The 2,525-nt window shown below is 45.6% G+C and carries 2 protein-coding genes; both read left to right on the top strand.

Annotation, left to right across the window (positions count from 1 at the left end; translation table 11 throughout):
- Window positions 1-211 precede the first annotated feature (211 nt).
- Window positions 212-1,051 carry a P-loop NTPase gene (locus V3S16_RS08360; RefSeq protein ID WP_413884223.1) on the top strand — a complete coding sequence of 280 codons (840 nt, stop codon included), beginning with the start codon at window positions 212-214 and terminating at the stop codon, window positions 1,049-1,051.
- A 51-nt stretch (window positions 1,052-1,102) separates the two neighbouring features.
- Window positions 1,103-2,023 carry a dihydroorotate dehydrogenase gene (locus tag V3S16_RS08355; protein WP_413884222.1) on the top strand — a complete coding sequence of 307 codons (921 nt, stop codon included), beginning with the start codon at window positions 1,103-1,105 and terminating at the stop codon, window positions 2,021-2,023.
- The last annotated feature ends 502 nt before the right edge of the window (window positions 2,024-2,525 follow it).

Below are 2,525 nucleotides of genomic sequence, written 5' to 3'. Positions count from 1 at the left end.
AAAAATTCTGGTGTAAAATACAAAAAATTTAAAATTAGCGGAAAAATAGATGAGGAGATAAAGATGGATTTCGATTAAGAGTCAGTGCTAAGTTAGGGTGTTAAAAGGCGAGACGGAGAAAATCCTTGACAACCTTGAAGTCAATATTTGATGATCTCGTAAAAAGTCACGAATTTAACCAGAGGCGGAATAAACACAGGAGATAGATATAATGACTCAAATTCATGAAAGTGTCTGCGGCGCCCAAAAACAAAATAAGGGCCAAAAAGATCGGGACGCTGCCGTTAAACGATCGTTGCAAAAAATTAAAAACAAGTTTATTGTTTTGAGCGGCAAAGGCGGAGTGGGTAAAACCAGCGTCTCTGTCAATCTTGCCATTGCGCTGGCCGCTAAGGGGTATAACGTGGGGATCATGGATGTTGATTTGCATGGTCCGGATGTGCCGCGGATGCTCGGGCTCAAAGGGATGCTCGATCTGAACGAAAACCGGAAACTGCGCCCCATGGCGTACTCGGAAAACCTGAAAGCGGTTTCAATTGAATCGCTTAGCGTACGCAAGGATGATGCCATTATTTGGCGGGGACCGCTCAAAAATGCGGCGATTCAGCAGTTTATCAGCGAAGTGGAATGGGGTGAGCTCGATTATTTGATAATCGATTCTCCTCCGGGAACCGGTGACGAACCTTTGACCGTAGCCCAGACAATTGACGACGCCAAAGCGATTATTGTCACCACACCCCAGGAGGTTTCTCTGGCGGATGTGAGGAAGTCCATCAGTTTCTGTAACGTTGTAAAAATGGAGATTTTCGGCCTGATTGAAAACATGAGCGGATTTAACTGCCCGCATTGCAGCGCAATGATCGACCTGTTTGGCTCCGGCGGTGGCGAAAAAACAGCCGAGACGGCCGGGATAAAATTTCTGGGGAGGATTCCGTTCGATCCCGGTCTTGTTGCTTGCGGCGACTCCGGAACCTCGTTTCAGGAAAAATATCAAGATTCCCCGGTAACAAAGACTTTTGTTAATATAGCCGAAATTATGTCTGCCTCATGAAACATTCGAATTAACTATCAGCCACTAAGGCACAAAGGCACCAAGGGTGAAATGACAGCCAAGCCAAATACGCGTGTTGATATCGGGGGTCTGGAACTTAAGAACCCTGTAATGACGGCATCCGGCACTTTTGGATATGGCCGCGAGTTTGCAGATCTTATTGATTTAAACCGCCTGGGAGCTATTATCGTAAAGGGTTTGTCACTCGAGCCGTCAAAAGGGAACCCGCCTTTGAGAATCGTCGAAACGCAGTGTGGTATGCTGAATGCCATTGGGCTCGAAAACGTTGGGTTGGAGGCGTTTGTTAAGAAAAAAATACCGTTTTTGCAAAAACTGACAACGCCGATTTTAGTCAACATCTACGGGAAAACTAAAGCAGAATATGCCGAACTGGCCGCGCGCCTGGAAGATATTGAAGCAATATCAGGGATTGAAGTAAATATTTCATGCCCCAATGTAAAGGCCGGCGGGGTAGCATTTGGCGCTTTTCCGCAAACTGCTGCCGAGGTTGTCAGGGCGGTCCGGAGCAGGACGACCAGACTACTGGTGGTCAAGCTTTCTCCCAATGTAACCGACATTGTGGAAATCGCCCGCAGTGTGGAAGCCGCAGGTGCGGACTCGGTTTCGTTGATCAACACCATAACCGGCATGGCCATCGACATTGAATCGCGGCGTCCAAAGCTGGCCAATATAACCGGCGGGCTATCCGGTCCGGCCATAAAACCCGTAGCTCTGCGCATGGTCTGGCAGGTTGCTCAAAGCGTAAAGATACCGGTCATCGGTGTCGGCGGTATCATGAATGCCAAAGATGCGCTGGAATTCCTGATAGCGGGGGCTGCGGCCGTTCAAATCGGGACCGCCAATTTCATCAACCCGCGGGCAACCTTAGATGTCATTGAGGGGATAGAATCATATTTAATAGCAAAGGAAATTCCCGATATATCCGAGATTATCGGGTCCCTGGAAGTTTAACCGAATATTTCATGAACAAAGTCAAAAGATTTTTATAAAGGTTGATAAATTTGTAAAGAGTGAAAAGTTCTTTTTTACGAACGTTTTAAGTAACTTTTCAATAAGTTCCGGTAAGTGGTCCGGCAGCCTCCATTTATTATGTCCTTAAAAACCTGGTCCTTTGGGCCTCCGGCTCCGCTTCCAGCCCGTAGGGCTTACAGGCCGGAGGGTAGAGCCTACGCCTCGGAGAGCCAGGTCAGAGATATCCGGATCTGCCTTATTACAAATAAATCACAAATTCCAAGCACCAAATTACAAATAAATCACAAATTCCAAGCACCAAACATTAAATAAATAACAAATCACAAGCACCAAATTTCAAATAAATCACAAATTCCAAGTCTCAAATTCCAAACAAGGGCTAAAACTATTTTTTTATTCTTTTGTTTGTTATTTGTTTTTTCGGTCATTGGAATTTATTTGTTATTTGTATTTTGTTATTTGGGATTTCCCCTTTTGGTCA

Source organism: Candidatus Desulfatibia sp., from assembly GCF_036446775.1.
GTDB lineage: Bacteria > Desulfobacterota > Desulfobacteria > Desulfobacterales > UBA11574 > Desulfatibia_A.
Note: the sequence above shows the minus strand (reverse complement) of the source record. Positions and strands in the feature narration are given on the sequence as shown.